General features: G+C 61.1%; 15 protein-coding genes. 5 read left to right on the top strand and 10 right to left on the bottom strand.

Features of this window, described 5'->3' with window-relative positions:
- Positions 1–82 precede the first annotated feature (82 nt).
- The 7 genes from ABLU67_RS19150 to ABLU67_RS19120 all read right to left on the bottom strand — a co-directional run bounded on the left by ABLU67_RS19150 (position 83) and on the right by ABLU67_RS19120 (position 12,150).
- Positions 83–802, bottom strand: a complete 720-nt coding sequence (locus ABLU67_RS19150) for a tetratricopeptide repeat protein (RefSeq protein WP_348852465.1) — start codon at positions 800–802, stop codon at positions 83–85.
- Positions 803–1,028: 226 nt separating this feature from the next.
- Positions 1,029–1,751, bottom strand: coding sequence for a two-component system response regulator BaeR (gene baeR / locus ABLU67_RS19145; RefSeq protein ID WP_014230101.1), 723 nt, complete (start codon positions 1,749–1,751; stop codon positions 1,029–1,031).
- Positions 1,748–3,283 carry a two-component system sensor histidine kinase BaeS gene (baeS, locus tag ABLU67_RS19140; protein WP_016946933.1) on the bottom strand — a complete coding sequence of 512 codons (1,536 nt, stop codon included), beginning with the start codon at positions 3,281–3,283 and terminating at the stop codon, positions 1,748–1,750. Before baeS ends, baeR begins: the two co-directional genes overlap by 4 nt.
- The gene (locus ABLU67_RS19135; protein WP_014230099.1) at positions 3,280–4,695 is read right to left on the bottom strand and encodes an MFS transporter; all 1,416 of its coding nucleotides are present in this window, start codon (positions 4,693–4,695) and stop codon (positions 3,280–3,282) included. The genes baeS and ABLU67_RS19135 overlap by 4 nt, the downstream gene beginning before the upstream one ends.
- 1 nt (position 4,696) lies before the next feature.
- Positions 4,697–7,774, bottom strand: a complete 3,078-nt coding sequence (mdtC, locus tag ABLU67_RS19130; protein ID WP_048260785.1) for a multidrug efflux RND transporter permease subunit MdtC — start codon at positions 7,772–7,774, stop codon at positions 4,697–4,699.
- A complete protein-coding gene (locus ABLU67_RS19125; protein WP_042945699.1) occupies positions 7,775–10,897 on the bottom strand; it encodes an MdtB/MuxB family multidrug efflux RND transporter permease subunit in 3,123 nt (1,040 codons plus the stop codon).
- Positions 10,897–12,150, bottom strand: coding sequence for an MdtA/MuxA family multidrug efflux RND transporter periplasmic adaptor subunit (locus tag ABLU67_RS19120; protein ID WP_014230096.1), 1,254 nt, complete (start codon positions 12,148–12,150; stop codon positions 10,897–10,899). The genes ABLU67_RS19125 and ABLU67_RS19120 overlap by 1 nt, the downstream gene beginning before the upstream one ends.
- 383 nt (positions 12,151–12,533) lie before the next feature.
- Between ABLU67_RS19120 and ABLU67_RS19115 the strand changes: the two genes are divergently transcribed.
- The 4 genes from ABLU67_RS19115 to ABLU67_RS19100 all read left to right on the top strand — a co-directional run bounded on the left by ABLU67_RS19115 (position 12,534) and on the right by ABLU67_RS19100 (position 15,576).
- Positions 12,534–13,295 (top strand): arginine deiminase family protein, encoded by a 762-nt coding sequence (locus ABLU67_RS19115; RefSeq protein WP_014838974.1) that lies wholly within the window; start codon positions 12,534–12,536, stop codon positions 13,293–13,295.
- Between the two features lie 28 nt (positions 13,296–13,323).
- A complete protein-coding gene (locus tag ABLU67_RS19110; RefSeq protein WP_014838973.1) occupies positions 13,324–14,097 on the top strand; it encodes an ABC transporter substrate-binding protein in 774 nt (257 codons plus the stop codon).
- A gap of 64 nt (positions 14,098–14,161) precedes the next feature.
- A complete protein-coding gene (locus ABLU67_RS19105) occupies positions 14,162–14,854 on the top strand; it encodes an ABC transporter permease subunit (RefSeq protein WP_016946939.1) in 693 nt (230 codons plus the stop codon).
- Positions 14,851–15,576 carry an ABC transporter permease subunit gene (locus tag ABLU67_RS19100; RefSeq protein ID WP_102803394.1) on the top strand — a complete coding sequence of 242 codons (726 nt, stop codon included), beginning with the start codon at positions 14,851–14,853 and terminating at the stop codon, positions 15,574–15,576. Before ABLU67_RS19105 ends, ABLU67_RS19100 begins: the two co-directional genes overlap by 4 nt.
- On the opposite strand, the gene ABLU67_RS19095 is transcribed toward ABLU67_RS19100, so the two are convergent.
- The gene (locus tag ABLU67_RS19095) at positions 15,577–16,032 is read right to left on the bottom strand and encodes an Lrp/AsnC family transcriptional regulator (RefSeq protein WP_025107779.1); all 456 of its coding nucleotides are present in this window, start codon (positions 16,030–16,032) and stop codon (positions 15,577–15,579) included.
- Positions 16,033–16,046: 14 nt separating this feature from the next.
- Between ABLU67_RS19095 and ABLU67_RS19090 the strand changes: the two genes are divergently transcribed.
- A complete protein-coding gene (locus ABLU67_RS19090; RefSeq protein ID WP_102803395.1) occupies positions 16,047–17,165 on the top strand; it encodes a succinylglutamate desuccinylase/aspartoacylase family protein in 1,119 nt (372 codons plus the stop codon).
- Positions 17,166–17,172: 7 nt separating this feature from the next.
- Here the strand turns inward: ABLU67_RS19090 and ABLU67_RS19085 are convergent, their stop codons facing one another.
- Positions 17,173–18,069, bottom strand: a complete 897-nt coding sequence (locus ABLU67_RS19085; protein WP_057173273.1) for a proline iminopeptidase-family hydrolase — start codon at positions 18,067–18,069, stop codon at positions 17,173–17,175.
- Between the two features lie 84 nt (positions 18,070–18,153).
- Positions 18,154–18,906: a LuxR family transcriptional regulator gene (locus ABLU67_RS19080; protein WP_064357856.1), complete on the bottom strand. Its 753-nt coding sequence runs from the start codon at positions 18,904–18,906 to the stop codon at positions 18,154–18,156.
- Positions 18,907–19,036: the final 130 nt, after the last annotated feature.

The raw sequence follows: 19,036 nt of genomic DNA, 5'->3' as shown, positions 1-19,036 counted from the left end.
CCCGGTACGGCGAGTTGGGGAGTGCCCCCACATTAAGGGCGGGCATTGTAGCGCCGTCGGGGAGGGGAGTAAACCGTCCGGCTTAATCAACACGCAGATAGCGCTCGTCGGCGTTGACGTTCATGCCAAAACCGCAGTTCATAGGCGTATCGGTCTCAGCCTCGATAGCTTCAGAGGAGAACGCCAGCGAGATATCGCAGTGAATATAATTCCCTTCCCGAAGCGCCACGACGGCATTATTGTTTGCCAGCGTGACCGCTTCGGAGAACTCCCCCATGTTGGGGCCAGCGTAGATCCCCATCAGGCCGAAATAATAGCCTTGGAAATCAACCTGATACTGCGATGGCTTTGGCAACTCTTTTACGATAATTACGTTCCACGAGGCGCGTCCGGCATAGCGCCAGTATTCTCCAGCGGCTGAAACAGGCAGCGGCATGGCAGCAAGCTTATCTTTGATAAGTCCCAGATTGTAAACCGACTTACTGTCGTTTGGCCTTATCATCAGCCAGGCGCGGGCTTTGCGCCACTCCCCTTCACGTACCCAGGTTAACGCCACGTTGTTGTAGGCCGTGGCGATGGCGCTGTCGTCAAGAGCGCAGCTTTCGCTCCATGCGGCCTGCTGTTTAAAAGCAGCGCGCGCTTTGGCGTAGTTTTTCTCTTTATAGAATTGCTCGCCCTGGCTGGCCCAGGTCGAGATTTTTGCGCAGTCAGCTTCGATTTGCTGTTCCGTGATTTCTGCTCTGGCCGTCGTCCAGAGCAAAAGCAGCCCACAAAAAGAGAAAGTGGTTATTTTTATCATTATTTATTTAATCCATTGAAAATATTCAATAATATCTTTCGCAATATAGCATGCCGTTAGGTCATTTTTTTATTATTGAGGATATTTTCAGATTATGGCGCGCAGGGAGGCGAATTCCCCGGAGGCGGCGCTTGACGCGCCTGCCCGGGCGACCCGGCCCGCAGACGGCGGTGAGCCAGTAGCCCGGCTAAGCGCAGCGCGAGCCGGGGAAAAGTCGGGCAGGGGCTAATTATGCCAGCCGGCAGGCGTCGGCTTCCCAGCGGTACCCCACGCCGTAAACGGCGCGGATAAACGACTGCTCGGCGTCCAGCGACTCCAGCTTACGCCGCAGGTTTTTGATATGGCTATCGATCGTTCGGTCGGTCACCACGCGGTAATCATCGTATAGATGATTCAGCAGTTGTTCGCGCGAGAAGACTTTACCCGGTTCCTGGGAGAGGGTTTTCAGCAGGCGGAACTCGGCGGGCGTGAGGTCCAGCAGCTTGTCGCGCCAGGAAGCCTGAAAACGACCTTCGTCGACAATCAGCGGGCTTTCCGCATCCAGCGCCTGCAGATCGCGCTGCGGTTTGCAGCGGCGAAGAATGGTCTTCACGCGGGCCACCACCTCGCGCGGGCTGTAGGGCTTACAGATATAGTCATCGGCGCCGATTTCTAACCCCAGCAGGCGGTCGATCTCCTCGATTTTGGCGGTGACCATCACCACCGGTACCTCAGAGAAACGGCGGATTTCCCGACACAGGGTCAGACCGTCGGTGCCGGGCAGCATCAGATCCAGCAGGATCAGATGCGGCGGCGTCTGGCGAACGTACGGGAGAACCCGATCGCCGTGATTAATCAGCGTCGGCGCATAGCCCGCCGCCTGAAGATAATCGATCAGCAGCTGACCCAGCTTGGGCTCATCTTCCACGATAAGAATGCGTGGCGTGTTTTCATCAACAGGTAATTCAGTCATACGTCTCTCGATAAATTACGTTCCAGAGGTAGTTCTACTTTAATGCTAACCCCGCCCAAAGGCGAATGGCCGGCACGCAAAGTACCGCCGTGGGCCGCGACAATGTTAAGGCAAATCGCCAGCCCTAAACCAGAGCCGCCGCTGGCACGATTGCGCGACCCCTCAGTACGATAAAAACGCTCGACCAACCGCTCCAGCTGTTCATCGGTGACGCCGGGGGCGCTATCGGCAAAATCGAGAACCAGCATATCCCCGCTCTGGCTGGCGCTAATCTGCAGGCCGCCGCCGCTATCGGTATAGCGCAGGCTGTTTTCCAGCAGGTTATTAAACAGCTGCATCAGGCGATCCCGGTCGCCGAAAATCGTCGCGCTTTCCGGCAGCGAAACGCCGATCGACAGCCCGCGGCTGGCGAAGCGCTCGCGAAACGCGCCGGCGGCGACCTCCAGCAGATTGATGATATCCACCGAGGTTTTCTGGTAGGAGAGGGCGCCTTCATCGGACATCGACAGCTGGTGTAAGTCATCGACCAGTTTGGTGAGGGTGGCGACTTCCGCCTGCAGGGAGGCGATGGAGTCCGGGGTAAATTTGCGGATCCCATCCTGAATCGCCTCCAGCTCGCCGCGCAGCACCGCCAGCGGCGTGCGCAGCTCGTGGGAAATATCGGCCATCAGGTCCCGGCGCATCTGCTGGTTGCGTTCCAGAGTGCTGGCCAGCTGGTTAAAATCTTTGGCCAGACGCCCCAGCTCATCGCTGCTTGTGGCGGCGACGCGGGTGGAGAAATCGCCGGCCGCCAGACGGTGCGTCCCCTCAACCAGGCGTTTAACCGGCGCGAGCAGGCCGCGCGCCAGCGGGAAGGTGGCCAGCGCCGCCAGCAGCGTGGCGAGGGCGACAATCAGCCAGCTGGTACGTTTCTGCTGGCGGTCAAAGTTGATATCGGTGTTGCGCGTCAGGCGTTCAACCGGCGAGGCGATGACCGCGCCAACCTCAACGCCGTCGACCATAATACTGCGCCGGGTACCGTCCTTCGGCACGCGTTCGCGCGGGCCCACCAGTACGCGTCCTTTTTGATCGACCACCCAGAACATGGTGCGCCAGCCGTGCGGAGGCATATCGGGGCCGGGACCGCGGTCGCCACGATCGCCGCGTGGACCGTCGAGCGGCCGGTCCGGCGCGGCGTCCGGCGGCATCTCTTCCGGGCCGGGGCCACCGTGCGGCTCATCCATCGGACCGTGGCCCATACCGCGGCCCGGCGGCGAGCGGTCATCGTTGTCGCGCTCAAAGGTTTTCAGCAGCTGGAAAATAAAGCGGTCGTTGTTGCGCAGGAACGTCCAGCTGCCGTGCTGGGCATACTGCTCGCTCAGGGCATCGCCGAGCATGGTCAGGCGCTGTTCGTTGCCGCGCTTGATATAGTCAATAAAGCCGCGTTCAAAGCTGATACGCACCGCCCAGTGCATACTGATCAGCAGCACGATGCAGGTGGCGAGGATCGCGATAAACAGCTTGCCGGTAATGCCGGGACGCCAGAACTTCAAGACTCACTCCTTTTACGGCGACGAATCACGGTATTGGTCGTGGTGTCATCCGGTACGCGGGAAAAAAGCAGCGCCGGCAGCGCGATAATCACCGCCATGCTTAAGTAGGTATAGAGAAAGACCTGATGAGCGATCGCCGCATCGGCGCTGATATGCTGCTGGCCGTAGAGACCGAGCAGCATCCCGGCGATAGTGACGCCGATACTCATCGACAGCTGCATGACCATCGACAGCAAGCTGTTGCCGCTGCTGGCCAGATCGTCGGGCAGGTCTTTCAGGGTCAGCGTATTCATTGAAGAAAAGCGGCTGGAGTTAATCATCCCCTGCAGGAACAGCACCACCGGCAGCAGCCAGTACCAGCCGGCGAGCGCAACGGCCATAAACAGCAGGCTGACCAGCGCGAGGCCAATCGTCGAGGTCACCAGTACCCGGCGATAGCCGAAGCGGTTGACCACCTGGACCACAATGCGCTTCATCCCCATGCTGCCGAGCACCATCGGGATCATCATCAGCCCGGCGTGGAACGGCGTAAAGCCGAGGCCGATCTGTAAAAACACCGGCGTCATAAACGGCAGCATGCCGCTGCCGATACGCCCGGCGAAGCTGCCGCCAAGGCCGAGAGAAAAGGTGCGGTTGGTAAACAGCTTCAGGCTAAACAGCGCGTTGCGGTTGCCGCGCGCGTGCCACAGATAGCACAGCATTGACGCCGCGCCGATGGCCACCAGCGCCGTCAGCCACAGGGGGGAGAGCCCGAGCCCTTTTTTACCGTCGAGCGCCAGGGTCAGCGTCGCCATGCCGGCGGCCAGCAGAATAAAGCCGAAGATATCAAAGCGCCGGGTTTGCAGGGTGTAGTTGGGCATCAGGCACAGCGTGGCGATGGCGCCGACGATGCCGACCGGAATGTTGATCAGGAAGATCCAGTGCCAGGAGGCGTACTCCACCAGCATCCCGCCGAGCGCCGGGCCGAGCAGCGGACCCACCTGGCCGGGCAGGGTGACGAAGGTCATCGCCGCCATGTATTGACTGCGCGGGACGATTTTCATCACCGTCAGGCGGCCAACCGGCACCATCATCGCGCCGCCGACGCCCTGCAGCACGCGGGCGAGTATCAGCTGATCGAGCGTGGCGGCCTGCGCGCAGAACAGGGAGCCGGCGGTAAACAGCACGATGGCGCTAAAAAAGATATTCCGCACCCCGACCCGATCCGCCAGCCAGCCGCTGGCGGGCAGCATCACCGCCACCGTCAGCACATAGGAGACAATAACCATATGCATATGCAGCGGGCTCTCCCCGAGGCTCTGCGCCATGGAGGGGAGGGCGGTGTTAACGATAGTGGTATCCAGCGCCTGCATAAAAAAGCCGAAGGCCACTATCCACAGCTGCCAGCGCACGCTGGAGGGAAGATCTGTCATGTTATTCGCTTACCGGTTGAGGGACTTTTCGCGAAAAACGCAGCCGCAGACGGTCGAAGAACAGATAGACCACCGGCGTGGTGTACAGGGTCAACAGCTGACTCATCACCAGGCCGCCGACAATGGTAATCCCCAGCGGCTGGCGCAGCTCGGAGCCATCGCCGCCGGAGATAACCAGCGGCAGCGCGCCGAACAGCGCCGCCAGGGTGGTCATCATTATCGGCCGGAAGCGCAGCAGACAGGCCTGGAAGATCGCCTCTTCCGGCGGCAGGTTGCCGTTGCGCTGCGCCTCAAGGGCGAAATCGACCATCATGATGGCGTTTTTCTTCACGATGCCAATTAATAGCATAATCCCGATAAGCGCGATTAGGCTGAACGGGGCATCGAAAAGCTCCAGCGCCAGCAGCGCGCCGACGCCGGCGGACGGAATGGTCGACAGAATGGTCAGCGGATGAACGTAGCTCTCATAGAGGATCCCCAGCACTATGTAGACCGTGGCGATGGCCGCCAGAATCAGGATCACCTGCGAGTTCATGGTCTCCTGGAACACCTGCGCGGTCCCGGCGAACGACCCGCGGACGCTGGACGGCACGCCAATCTGGGTCATCGCCCGGTTGATGGCGTCGCTGGCTTCCGACAACGACTTGCCGGTAGGCAGGTTAAAGGAGATGGTCGACGCCGCCGACAGCCCCTGGTGGTTCACCGACAGCGGCGCGTTAGCCGGCTGCCATTTGGCGAAATAGGAGAGCGGAATCGGCTTGTCTTCGCTGTTGATCACAAACATCTTATCGAGGGCGCTGACGTCCTGGGTGTAGACCGGGTCGACCTGCATCACCACTTTATACTGGTTCAGCGGCTGGTAGATGGTTGAGATCTGCCGCTGACCGAAGGCGTTGTTCAGCAGATTGTTGGCGTCCTGCACGCTGATGCCGAGCCGCGACATGGTATCGCGATCGTAGATCAGATCCATCTCCGCGCCGTTATTCTGGCTGTCGGAGTTGACGTCCGCCAGCTCCGGCAGCGCCGCCAGCGTTTTGCGGATTTTCGGCTCCCATTCCCGCAGCGCCGCAAGGTCGTCCGACAGCAGCGTATACTGGTAGCTGGCGTTGGCCTGACGGCCGCCGACGCGGATATCCTGTACCGCCATCAGGAACAGGTTGGCCCCCGGCTCTTTGGCCAGCTTCTTCCGCAGCCGATCGATAATCTGCTGCGCCGTTTCATGGCGCTCATCGCGCGACTTGAGGGTGATAAACATCATTCCGCTGTTGACCCGCGAGCCGCCGGTAAAACCGGTGACGTTGTCCACCGCCGGATCTTCACGAATGATCTTCATAAAGTCCTCCAGCTTGCCGCGCATCGCCTGGAACGAGATGCTCTGGTCCGCCTGGATACCGCCCATCAGCACCCCGGTGTCCTGCTCCGGGAAGAAGGTTTTGGGAATTGAGATATAGAGCCAGACGCTCAGCGCGATGGTGCCAAGCAGCACCAGGCCGGTTAAGCGGCTGTGCTTCAGCACCCACTTCAGCGATTTGCCGTATCCGCCCTGAATCGCCACCAGCAGGCGGCCAACCCCGCGCTTGCGCGTCGGCTCGTGGGGCTTGCCGCTTTTCAGCAGCCAGCCGCACATCATCGGCGTCAGGGTCAGAGAGACCGCCAGCGAAATGCCAATCGCCACCGACAGGGTAACGGCGAATTCGCGCAGCAGCCTTCCCGGCAGGCCGCCCATCAGCAGCAGCGGCAGGAACACTGCCACCAGCGACAGGCTCATCGACAGCACGGTAAAACCGACTTCCCGGCTCCCCTGCAGCGCCGCCTGCAGCGGCTTCATGCCGGCTTCCAGATGGCGGGAAATATTTTCCAGCACCACGATGGCGTCATCGACCACGAAGCCGGTAGCGATGGTCAGCGCCATCAGCGACAGGTTGTTAAGGCTGAAGCCGCACAGGTACATGGCGGCAAAGGTGCCGATCAGCGAAACCGGAACCGCCACCGCCGGGATCAGCGTCGCGCGCCCCGAGCGGAGGAAGAGGAAGACCACGAGGATCACCAGCGCCACCGAGATGACCAGCGTTTGCTCCACTTCCTCCAGCGAGGCGCGGATGGTCGGCGAGCGGTCCTGGGCGATTTGCAGATCGACAGAGGCCGGGATGGTGCGCTGCAGCTCCGGCAGGCGGGCGCGAATGCTGTCCACCGTCTCGATGATATTGGCTTCCGGCAGCTTGCGGATCATCAGCAAAATCGCCGGTTTGGCGTTAGTCATCCCGGCGTTGCGCACGTCCTGCACCGAATCGGTGACGTTGGCGACGTCGCCGAGGCGCACCGCCGCGCCGTTGTTATAGTGCACGATCAGCGGCTGGTATTCGGCGGCGGTCTTCAGCTCGTCGTTGGTCGCCACCTGCCAGCGGTGGGTGGCATCTTCCAGCGCCCCCTGCGGTTTACGTACGTTGGCGTTGCTGATGGCGCTGCGCACCGCGTCCAGCGATACGCCCTGGTTAAACAGCGCCTGCGGGTTGAGGTCGACGCGCACCGCGGGCAGCGAACTGCCGCCGACGTCCACGTCGCCGACGCCGTCAATCTGGGCAATGGTCTGCGCCAGCTGGGTAGAGGCGAAGTCGTACAGTTCACCCTGGGACCAGGTATCCGAGGTGAGGGTGAGGATCATGATCGGCGCGTCTGACGGGTTGGCTTTGCGGTAGGTCGGACGGCTCGGCATGCCGCTCGGCAGCAGGCTTTGCGCGGCGTTAATCGCCGCCTGCACGTCGCGGGCCGCGCCGTTGATATCGCGGTCAAAGTTGAACTCAAGAATGATGCGCGTACTGCCGAGCGAGCTGGAGGAGGTCATCTCATTGACCCCGGCAATCCGCCCCAAAGAGCGCTCCAGCGGCGTCGCCACCGAAGAGGCCATGGTCTCCGGCGACGCGCCGGGCAGCGAGGCGCTGATCATGATGACCGGGAAATCCACCTGCGGCAGCGGCGCCACCGGCAGCAGGCGGAAACCGAGGATGCCGCACAGGGTAATGGCGAGCGAAATCAGAATCGTCGCCACCGGACGGTAAATGAAGAGGGCGAAAAACTTCACCTACGCCTCCTCCTCACGCCGCGGGAACCGGCTCTTCATATACAGCGACAGCCGGTCGAACAGCAGATAGATAACCGGAGTCGTGAACAGCGTCAGCACCTGGCTGAGCATCAGACCGCCGACCATGCCAATCCCCAGCGGACGCCGCAGCTCCGCGCCGACGCCGGTACTGAGCATCAGCGGCAGCGCGCCCAGCAGGGCGGCGAGGGTGGTCATCAGGATCGGACGGAAGCGCAGCAGGCAGGCCTGGTAGATCGCCTCGCGCGGCGGCATGCCCTGCTCGCGTTCGGCGGCCAGCGCGAAGTCGATCATCATGATGGCGTTTTTCTTGACGATGCCGATCAACAGAATGATGCCGATAATCGCGATAACGTCCAGTTCGCTCCCCGCCAGCCATAGCGCCAGCAGCGCGCCGACGCCCGCCGTCGGCAGGGTGGAGAGAATCGTTATCGGATGAATAAAGCTTTCATACAGTACCCCGAGGACGATATACATCGCCACCACCGCGGCAACCACCAGCCAGACGGTGCTGCCGAGCGCCGACTGGAAGGCCAGCGAGCTGCCCTGGAACTGGGTACGGATATCGCTCGGGAACGCCAGCGCCTGTTCAGCGCCAAGAATCGCTTCGACCGCATCGCCCAACGAATAGTTGTCCGGCACGTTAAACGAGATGGTGGTAACCGGGAACTGATCGAGATGGTTTATGGATAGCGGGGCAAAGCGCTCTTCGACGCTGGCGATGGATTTCAGCGGCACAATCCCGCCGTCGCTGCTGGTCAGGCGAATATTATCCAGCGCCGCCAGCCCCGGCGTGGCCTGGGTATCATGCTCCAGCACCACGCGGTACTGATTCGCCTGGGTATAAATGGTGGAGATTAAACGCTGACCGAAGGCGTTATACAGCGCGTTATCGACGTCCGCCATGCTGATGCCGAGACGGCTGGCGCTATCGCGGTCAACGTTGATATACGCCGCCAGGCCCTTATCCTGCCAGTCGCTGCTGACGTCGGAGAGCTGCGGCAGCGCCTGCAGCCGGGCCAGCAGCTGCGGGACCCAGTTGCTGAGCGCGTCCAGCGAGTTGGCCTGCAGGGTGAACTGGTACTGGGTGCGGCTGACGGTGGTGTCAATGGTCAGATCCTGCGTCGGCTGGAGGTAAAGCTCAATCCCGGGAATGCCGCTCACCGCGTTCTGCAGGCGGGCGATCACCGTCTGTACGCGATCGTCGCGCTCGTCCAGCGGCTTAAGGTTGATTTGCAGGCGGGCGCTGTTGAGCGCCGGGTTGGTACCGTCGACACCGACGTAGGAGGTCAGGCTTTCCACCGCCGGATCGTTGAGTATCGCCGCCGACACCTGCTGCTGGCGCTCGGCCATGTTGGCGAACGACGCCGACTGCGGCGCCTGCAGCGTCCCCTGGATAATGCCGTTGTCCTGAATCGGGAAAAAGCCCTTCGGAATAAACACCCACAGCATAATCGACAGCACCAGGGTACCGAGGGCCACGCTCAGGGTCAGCCACGGATGATTCAGCACCCGGCTCAGCCAGCGGCCATAGACGGCGATCACCCGCTCAAAGAAACGCTCGCTGGCGCGCGAGAAGCGGTTCTGCTTGCGCAGCGACTCGTGGCTCAGCATGCGGGCGCACATCATCGGCGTCAGGGTCAGCGACACCACCGCGGAAATCAGGATCGCCACCGCCAGGGTAATGGCGAACTCGCGGAACAGACGGCCCACGATATCGCCCATAAACAGCAGCGGGATCAGCACCGCAATCAGCGAGAAGGTCAGCGAGATAATGGTAAAGCCAATCTCTCCGGCCCCTTTCAGGGCGGCGGCCAGCGGCTTTTCGCCTTTCTCGATATAGCGCGAGATGTTTTCAATCACCACGATGGCGTCATCGACCACAAAGCCGGTGGCGATGGTCAGGGCCATCAGCGTCAGGTTGTTAATCGAAAAATCGAGAAATACCATCACCGCAAAGGTGCCGACCAGCGATAGCGGTACGGCGATGCCGGGAATAATCGTCGCCGGGACGTTGCGCAGAAAGACGTAGATAATCATCACCACCAGGGCGATGGCCAGCATCAGCTCGAACTGGGTATCGCTGACCGAGGCGCGGATATTGGTGGTGCGGTCGGAAAGCACCTGTACTTTAACCGATTTCGGCAGGCTTTCGGTGAGCTGCGGCAGCATCTGGCGGATGCTGTCGGCGGTCGAGATAATGTTGGCCCCCGGCTGGCGCTGAACGTTCATGACGATCGCCCGCTGATTGTTCGCCCATGCCCCGAGCCAGCTGTTTTCCGCGCCCTGTTCCACGGTGGCGACGTCGCCGAGGCGAATCGGCGCGCCGTTCTGATAAGCGATAATCAGCCGGCGGTAATCTTCCGCCGACTGCATCTGATCGTTGGCGGAGAGGGTCACCGCCCGCGACGGGCCGTCAAGACTCCCCTTCGCCGAGTTGACGTTGGCGCTGGTTATCGCGGTGCGCACCGTTTCGCTGGTCAGCCCGAGGGCGGCGATGGCCTGGGCGTTGAGCTTGACGCGTACCGCCGGGCGCTGGCCGCCCGCGAGGGTGACCAGCCCGACGCCGGAAACCTGGGAGATTTTCTGCGCCACGCGGGTCTCCACCATATCCTCGACCTGGGTCATCGGCACGGCGGAAGAGGTGACCGCGAGGGTCATAATCGGCGGATCGGCGGGGTTAACTTTGCTGTAGACCGGCGGGTTAGGCAGGTCAGAAGGCAGCAGGTTGGTGGCGGCGTTGATGGCTGCCTGTACTTCCTGTTCCGCGACGTCCAGCGGCAGCGTGAGCTGGAACTGGAGCGTGACCACCGACGCGCCGCCGGAGCTCTGGGAAGACATCTGCTTGAGGCCGGACATCTGGCCAAACTGGCGCTCCAGCGGGGCGGTCACCGACGAGGTCATCACGTCCGGGCTGGCGCCGGGATAGAGGGTTACCACCTGAATCGTCGGGTAGTCCACTTCCGGCAGCGCCGAAACCGGCAGGAAACGATAGCCGATAATCCCGGCCAGCATAATGGCCACCATTAACAGCGTCGTGGCGACCGGGCGCATGATAAACAGACGGGAAGGGCCACCCGTGCTGCTCGGCGGTAACACTTGCATCAGGAGCGCGCTCCTTTTTTACCGTACTCGCGGCTGGTGGCTTTTTCCGGCTCGGCGGCGGTTGCCGCATCGTGGGCTTCGACGACCTCAACTTTTGCGCCTTCGGTCAGACGGTCGATACCGTCGGTTACGACGCGATCGCCGGCGGAAAGCCCGGCGTTGATCACCACTTTCAGGCTGTCCTGAATACCCGGCGTGACGGTGTGCTTGCTGACCTTGTTCTCATCGTTCAGTACCCAGACGAAATGGCCTTCGTTACCCATTTGCAGCGCGGCGGTTGGGATCACCACCGCGTTCTGCTCGGTATCGACCAGCATACGGGCGTTGACGAACTGATTCGGGAACAGGGCATCGTCCAGGTTAGTAAAGCGCGCTTTCAGCTTGATGGTGCCGGTGGTGGCGTCAATCTGGTTATCGAGGCTCAGCAGTGAGCCTTCGCTGATTTTCTGTTTATTGGTGCGGTCCCAGGCTTCGACAGCCAGCTTTTTCCCCGCCTTTTGCGCCTGTACCACCGTGGCGATTTGGTTTTCCGGCAGCGTAAAGACCACGTCGATCGGGTGGGTTTGCGTCAGCACCACAATCCCGGTGGTGTCGCCGCTGGCGATCTGGTTGCCGATATCCACCTGTTTTAAGCCGACCCGGCCGTCGATTGGCGCGGTGATGCGGCTCCAGTCCAGCTGCAGCTGGGCGCTGGCGACGGCGGCTTCGTCCGCTTTGATCGTACCCTGGGTTTCGCTGACCAGCGACTGCTGGGTGTCCAGCTCCTGCCGGGAAACCAGATTGGTTTTGACCAGCTGCTGGTAGCGCGCCAGATCGCGACGGGCGTTGGCCAGGGTGGCCCGATCTTTCGCCAGCTGGCCTTCGGCCTGGGCGAGGGCGACTTTAAACTGGCTGGGGTCGATTTCCGCGAGCAGATCGCCCGCTTTGACCTGCTGGCCTTCGGTAAAGTGGATGGCCAGCAGCTGGCCGTCGACGCGGCTGCGGACGGTGACGGTATTCGCCGCCGTCACGGTGCCGAGGCCGGAAAGGTAGCGGGGTACCGCTTCGCTGGTGGCGGTGGCCGCCTGTACCGGCGCGAGGGCGGCGCCAAAACGACCGGGGCGTCCGCCTCCGGGCCCCTGCTGACGCGCGCCTGATGCCGTCGGCGCGCCGCTGTTTGCCGCTTCGCGACCCTGCCAGAACCAGTACGCGGCGCCCGCGACGATCGCGACCACCAGCACCGCAGCCCAACGGCTTTTATTGCTACCTTTCATTAATTTGCTATCTCATCCTGAAACGTTTCACGGAATGATACTAGTTTAGCCAGCGAACGCTGCTTAAAAATGGAGGAATTATGAAAAGACTGTCCAGATATGTCTGTAAAAAACGCTTTTCGCAGAGCCGGTTACGGTGAATAGTTAGGCGTAAAATTCGCTTAATGATTTTGCTTAGCCGGGCGATGAATCAGGTTAGTTATTGCCCGTCATCCGCTGTTTCTTAAGGGTCACAGCGGAATACGTCGAATCTGAACTGATATACAGCGTGAATAAGCGGCCCCGGAAAGTGATTCAGCCTGATTGGCGGCGGCATCTGTTTGATAATCAAATTCACTCACGATTTTGCCTTAAGCAATGCGACCACTACCAGAGGGTTCTTTATGCATTTTACCCAAGCTATCGCCCGTCTCCCGGCCGCCACCTGCGGCGCAGGACAAACTACCGCCCGGCTGGGCGCGCCGGATATCGCCGCCACCACCCGCCAGTTTCTCGCCTATGTAGAAACCCTGCTGCAGCTTGGCCTGAAGGTCACCGTACTGCCCGCGGCGGCGGATTATCCTGATGCGCACTTTGTTGAAGATACCGCGGTGGTGATGCCGGAACTGGCGGTGATCACCCATCCGGGCGCGCCGAGCCGTCAGGGCGAGGTCGATACCATTGCGCCGGTTCTGGCGGGGTTCCGTCCGCTGGCGCGGATGAGCGAGCGCGGGCATATGGACGGCGGCGACGTGCTGTTAGTGGATAAGCAGTTTTTTATCGGCCTGACGGCGCGCACCGATGAGCAGGGGATCCGCGAGTTTGCCGCCGCCGTTGAGCCGCACGGCTATCAGGTCGCGGCGATTGAAGTGAGCGCCGGTCTGCATCTGAAATCGATAGTCAACTATGTGGGCCGCAATACGCTGCTGCTGACGGAAGGCTACGTTAACCATCCGGCGTTTAGCGGCTTCAACAGCATCGTGATCCCGGAAGAGGAGGCCTACGCCGGAAATACGCTGTGGATCAACGATACCTTAATTACGCCGCAGGGCTACCCCTATACCCTGGGCGAAATCAGCAAGCTGGGAATGCCTATCGTGCAGCTCGACACCAGCGAATTTAAGAAAATGGATGGCGGCCTGACCTGCCTCTCACTGCGTTTTTAATCACCGCGCCAACACCGGGGAGATCGAAATGAAAATACGCCTTGCCGCACTACTGGCCTGCATGGCGCTCAGCGCGCCGCTGGCCGCCCAGCAGTTTGACACCATCAGCTTTGGCGTCGATGGCGGCTATCCGCCGTTTGACGTGCTGGCGCCCAGCGGTGAAATTACCGGCTTTGATATTGATATCGCCAATGCGCTGTGCACCCAGCTAAAAGCCAAATGCGTTTTCGTGAAGCAGCCGTTCGAAAGCATGATCGCCGCCCTCAACGCGCATAAGTTCGATGCCATTATCGCTTCGCTCAATATTACCGATGAGCGTAAAAAGGAAGTGGATTTCACCGACCGCTACTACCGCAGCGCGGCGCAGCTGGTGGCGCGCAAAGGCAGCCCGCTGCTGCCTGACGTCGCCAGCCTGAAAGGCAAAACCGTCGGCGTCCAGACCGGCTCCACCCATGAAGCGTTTGCGAAGGCCAACTGGGCCAATCATGGCGTGAAAATTGTCGGTTACGCTAACCAGGATAACGTCTACCTCGACCTGCTCTCCGGGCGCATCGACGCCGCGTTGCAGGATAATATCCAGGCGGCGACCGGCTTTATTGATACCCCGCGCGGGCAGAAATTCGCCTTTGCCGGTCCGGTTATCCAGGACGGCGGCATCTCCTCCGACGTGGGGATTGCGGTGAATAAAGACAACCCGGCGCTGCGCGATGCGCTGAACGGCGCCATTAAGGCAATCCGCGCCGACGGCACCTACGACGCGATCCAGAAAAAATACTTTAGCTTTGATATTTATGGCAAATAAGTCGTGAAGATGCGGGCGCGGGTGATGGCCTGCGCCCCTTTACGACCTCCGCGGAAGGCTGAATATGGTCGCAGACTATTTACCCCTGTTGTTACGCGGCGCGGCGCTTTCGCTGTGCGTGATGCTCTCTTCATTACTGGTCGCTCTGCTGCTGGGGCTGATTAACTCGCTAATTAAGCTCTTCGGCCCGCCGTGGCTGCGCCTGTTTTCCACCGCCTACACCACGCTGGTACGCGGTATCCCGGAGCTGGTGATTATGCTGCTGCTGTTTTTCGGCGGCGAGATGCTGGTGAACCTGCTGCTGGGTCTGGTGGGGCTCGGGCCGGTGCGCTTCAATACCTTTATCTCCGGCGTGCTGGCGATCGGCTTTGTTTTCGGCGCCTATTACACCGAGACCTTTCGCGGCGCCTTTCTGACCGTCGATCGCGGGCAAACCGAAGCCGCGCAGGCCTACGGGATGCGGCCGTGGACGGTGTTCCGCCGGGTGATGCTGCCGCAGATGCTGAGCTTCGCGATCCCGGGCATCAACAACAACTGGCTGGGGCTGATGAAAGCATCGGCGCTGGTGTCGATCCTGGGCCTTGAGGATATGGTATGGCTGGCCGAACAGGCCGGGCGCGCCACGCAAAAGCCGTTCCTCTTCTATTTTCTGGTCTCGCTGATTTACATGGTGATTACCGCACTCTCCAGCTGGCTGTTCAGCCGCCTGGCGAAGCGTTACGCGCTGCGCTCTTCCACGGCGGGGACGGCCTTATGAATCTGCAAACCTTTCTCGATGCGATCCCGAGCTTTTTGTGGAGCGACGGCAACGGCGCCGCCAGCGGGCTGGCGGTAACGGCGGAGCTGTTTTTGCTCTCCATCTTTCCCGGGATGGCGCTGGCGATAGCGATGGCGGTGGGGCAGGTGTACGGCCCGCGCGCGCTGGCGCTGCCCATCCGTGGTTTTACGTATTTTTTCCGCAGCACGCCGCTCTATCTCCAGCTGATGCTGATTTACTACGGCCTGTCGCAGTTCGATATCGTGCAGACGGGCTGGATGAACGACCAGCCGTTCTGGCTGCTGTTCCGCGATGCGACCTTCTGTGCCACGCTGGCGCTGGTCCTCAACACTGCCGCGTACGTCGCGGAGCTGCTGGCGGGGATGATGGTGACCTTTCCGCGCCAGGAGTGGGTCGCCGGGGAAGCCTACGGGATGGGGAAATGGCAGATTATTCGTCGTCTGGTGCTGCCTGCGACGCTCAGACGCGGGATCCCGGCGCTGAATAATGAAATGGTCTTTTTACTGCACGCCACGTCGCTGGCCAGCACCGTCACCCTGCTGGATATTACCGGCGTGGCCCGCGCGTTCTACGCCATGACCTATTCGCCGTTTATTCCGTTTCTGATGGCCGCGGCGCTGTATCTGCTCTGCACCTTTATGCTGATTTTCGCCTTTTCCCGCGCCGAGCGGCGCTGGCTGGCGTTTATCCGGCGCGGCTAGTCAGGAGCGCTTAATGGCCTGCAGTTCGGTCAGGGTGACGATTTTATCGACGTGAAACTTTTTACTGGTCAGCCAGCTATCCGCCAGCTGGCAGTAGTGCGCCATGCTGCGGCAGCCGATGCGTACCAGAAAGTCGAAGCTGCCGCTGACCAGCCAGCAGTCCAGCACTTCGGGCGTCTGGCGCATCTCCTGTTCAAACACCGGCTGCGAGCGCCCGTGGTCGGCCAGCGCGATTTGCGCCTGTACCACAAACGCGTGCTCCGGCTCGGGCAGTTCTACAATGGCGCTGTAGCCGCGAATAATGCCGTCGCGCTCGAGGCCGCGCACCCGCTCCAGGCATGGACGGGCGGTGAGGTTTACCTGCTCCGAGAGCTTCTGATAAGAAATGCGGCCATCCCGGCGCAGAATTTCAAGGATCTTATGATCGATACGGTCAAGCCGGGCTTTCTTTTCCACAACCAGGACGTCCAATGAAAATTAAACACTATACATTACCTGAACATGCACTCGGTGGGCAGCGGCAATTAAGCCATTTTCATTTCGGCGCGCCCGGCACGGGAGAGAAGGTCTATCTGCAGGCGGGGCTGCACGCCGATGAAATCCCGGGCATGCTGGTTCTGCATTATCTTAAAAGATTACTCAGCCAGGCGGAACGGCGCGGCGAACTGCGCGGCGAAATCATTCTTGTGCCGGTAGCCAACCCGCCGGGGCTGGCCCAGGTGCTGCTCAGCAGCGGTATTGGCCGTTTCGATCTGGCGAGCGGGCGCAATTTTAACCGCGATTTTCCCGATCTGGCGGCGCTGGCGCAGGCCGGTTTACCGGCGGATTTGCCCGGTACGCGCCCCGAGTATCTGCAGCGGGTGCGCGCGGCGATGCGGGAGGCGCTGGCGGCGCTTCCCGCCGTGAGCGAGGCGCAGGCCCTGCGCCACCATCTGCTGAGTCTCGCCTGCGATGCCGATCTGGTGCTCGATCTGCACTGCGATGACCAGGCGATTTTGCACCTTTACGCCGACCCGGCCTGGCAACGCGAGGCGAAAGTTCTGGCGGCTTTCCTCGGTATTGGCGCCATGCTGCTGTCGCAGGAGAGCGGGGGCAACTCGTTTGATGAAGCCTGCGGCCTGCCGTGGCAGCGTCTTTGCGCGAGGAATCCGTCGTGGCGCCAGCAGCAGCCCGGCTGCATGGCGGTGACCGTCGAGCTGCGCGGCCAGCAGGAGGTGAATCACGCCACCGCCTGCGACGACGCCGAACGTATTTACCGTTACCTGCAGTACCGCGGCGTGCTGGCGGGCGCCAGGCCCGAGGTTCCGCAGCAGGAAACGGTGATGCTGCCGTTTGCCGCCGGGGAGATTGTCACCGCGCCGGCGACCGGCATCCTGGTGCTGCTAAAACATCCCGGCGAGTGGGTCAGCGCCGACGATGTCGTCGCGGAAATCATCGATCCGCTGACCGATATGGTCAAAGCGGTGCGGCCGACATCGGGCGGCCTGATTTATGCCAGCCGTCGGGCGCCGTTTGTCACTTTAGGGGCTGAAGTGATGAAAATCGCCGGCGAGCGGCCCTTCAGCGGCGGAGGCGGACTGGCGCTGTAAGCGGCTTTTATGATATCGCTCGGCCTAAAAAGTCGTTTACCGTCTTCATGCACAGCTCGCGCTCTTCGACGTGCGGCATATGGCTCGAAGCTTCGAAAATGACCCACTCGGCGCCGGAGATATGGTCCATAAAGGGTTGTACCACTTCCGGCGTGGCTTCATCGTAGCGCCCGGAAATCAGCAGAACCGGAACCGTAATGCGCGCGAGGCGGTCGATAATCGTCCATGCTTTCATGCTGCCGATAACGTGGAATTCGGTGGGGCCATTCATGGCGTGATAAACCGTCGGGTCGGCATCCATGGCATCGAAGGTGCGCCGCACTTCCGCCGGCCAGGGATCGAGCCGACAGACGTGGCGTTGATAAAATACTGCGCTTGCCGCCTTATATTCCGCGCTGTCCAGCGTTCCTGCCGCCTCATGGTCCAGCAACGTCTGCTGGACGTCGGCGGGCAGCTGCGCCCGCAGCTTTGCCGCCCCCTGCAGCCACAGCGCCATCGATGCCGGGGAGTTGGCGATAATCAGCGCCTTTAACCCCTTTGGCTGCGTCACGGCGTGCTCCGCGCCGAGCATACCTCCCCAAGATTGGCCGAGCAGGGCGTAATTATCGGCAATATTGAGATGCAGCAGCAGGTTAGCCAGTTCGTCAAGAAACAGCGCCGGTTGCCAGAAGTCGGCGGGCTGCTGCGGTAAATGGGTTGAACGCCCGTTGCCTAACTGATCGTAGTGGATCACCGCTCGCCCGCTGAGGGCGATATCGCGGAACGCATCGACGTAATCATGCGTGCACCCCGGCCCGCCGTGGGCGACGACCAGCGGCGTGAGTCCGCTATCGATATCGCCGCAAACGCGAAACCAGGTTTGATAGTGCCGAAACGGGGCGTAACCTTCGCGGATGGTATACATGAATCATCTTTACCCTGCTAAGTGGACCGGCTTTCAGGGTAAAGGCTGGCAACCGCGGCTGAACACTAGCAAAAATGCTAGTTCTTAGCTGTCGAGCAGACGGTAGTGCAGGGCGCGGACCACCGCCTGCACGCGGTTGCTGGCGCCCAGCTTTTTGGCCGCGGTATTGAGATGCAGCGTCACCGTCGCCACCGAGCGATGCAGCTTGCGGGCGATCTCTTTGGCGGTAAGCCCCTCGGCGGACCACGCCAGGCATTCGCGCTCGCGGTTGCTCAGCTTGACGTGACGGCAGGTGAGCATAGCGCTGTCGAACAGCGGGAAGGCGGACTCCTGAAACTGCCAGGCGAGCAGCATCAGCTGCGCCAGGGTGGCGCTGATTTCCCGCTCCTGACGCTGGCCGGTATGGATGCCGGTGAGGGTCACGAACCCCCCGTTGGGGAGATGCAGGGGAACCGTCGCGCCGCAGGGCATATTGTGTTCGCGCATATAGTCGGTGACCGCGGTGGGATGATTGTCCAGCCTCCCGCGCAGCATGCTGCTGTCCGGCCGTTGATAGGACCAGACAAAAGGCGCGCAGCTCTCGAGCGCGCAGTGCTGTACCGGATCCACCTGGTAATATCCGCGCTCGCACCATAGCTGGCGCATATCTTCCGGCACGTTGAACGTTTTCAGCAGCGAGGGCGTAATCAGTTCTCCTTCCAGAGAACGCGGAACCGGCGTGTAATCGTAAATCACCGCCTCAAATCCCAACCTCCGGGTGTGCTGAAAAAGCCCGCTGAATGCGTCATCCAGGCTGGCCGCCCGCGCGCTGCCGGGGTGGTCAAACTCCAGTCGCATATAACCCCCTTCACCTAAAACGAGACCTGCGACGGGCACGATTTGTGCAAATCCGTCAGTAGCTGGCCCAAAGATATGCAATTCCGGTGCCGTTCCGGCGCGGCGCAAAACTAGTATTTTTGCTAACTGT

It is taken from the genome of Klebsiella sp. GN_Kp190 (genome assembly GCF_040061795.1).
Taxonomy (GTDB): domain Bacteria; phylum Pseudomonadota; class Gammaproteobacteria; order Enterobacterales; family Enterobacteriaceae; genus Klebsiella; species Klebsiella michiganensis.
The sequence above is the reverse complement of the archived record's forward strand: the minus strand, read 5'-3'. Positions and strand labels throughout refer to the sequence as shown.